The organism is Oleiphilus sp. HI0061 (assembly GCF_001635675.1).
Map to the genome: position 1 here is coordinate 1 of NZ_LWFE01001640.1, position 736 is coordinate 736.

Genomic DNA, 736 nt, shown 5'->3' on the forward strand with positions numbered 1-736 from the left:
TTTCCACCAGAACGAAGTGGAAATGTCGACTTACAACTTTGAGCACGCCAATACTGATGCGCTTTTTGCACAGTTTGATACCTGTGAAGCTGAAAGTCAGAAGATGATTGACCAGGGTTTGCCATTACCAGCGTATGAGTTGGTGCTTAAGGCTTCCCACACATTTAACATGCTGGATGCCCGCCATGCGATCTCGGTCACTGAGCGTCAGCGCTATATACTGCGTGTTCGAGGCTTGGCACGATCCGTTGCTCAGGCATATTTTGATAGTCGTAAAGAATTAGGCTTCCCTCTGGCTCCTGAAGGGATTCGTGAAGAAGTCCTTGCCAGCTTAGATAACGCTGGTTCAAAGTCGGACAAAGGAGGCAAGAAATAATGTCTACGCAAGATTTTCTCGTTGAAATCGGGACTGAAGAACTTCCACCGAAAGCACTGAAGAAGCTCTCGGACTCCTTTACCAGTGGTATCGAAGCAGGCTTAAAAGATGCGGCTTTGAACTATGCTGAGGTAAAGGCTTTCGCTAGCCCCAGACGTTTAGCTGTTCGAGTTAAAGGTTTGGACGTGCAGCAAGCTGATAAGTCAGTTGAAAAGAAAGGCCCGTCAAAGAAAGCCGCTTATGATGCTGAAGGGAATCCTTCTCGCGCCTTGACTGGTTTTACCGGCTCGTTAGGTATTAAGCCTGAAGACCTAGAAGAAATGGAAACGCCGAAAGGAACATGGTTAGTTTACCGCTCGC

Annotated in this window: 2 protein-coding genes; both read left to right on the forward strand. The window is 47.6% G+C overall.

Features of this window, described 5'->3' with window-relative positions; translation table 11 throughout:
• Nucleotides 1-376: glycine--tRNA ligase subunit alpha (locus A3735_RS25260; RefSeq protein ID WP_156499920.1), on the forward strand; the 376-nt coding region annotated here is incomplete at its 5' end.
• Nucleotides 376-736: glycine--tRNA ligase subunit beta (locus A3735_RS25265; RefSeq protein WP_156499921.1), on the forward strand; the 361-nt coding region annotated here is incomplete at its 3' end. The genes A3735_RS25260 and A3735_RS25265, both read left to right, overlap by 1 nt.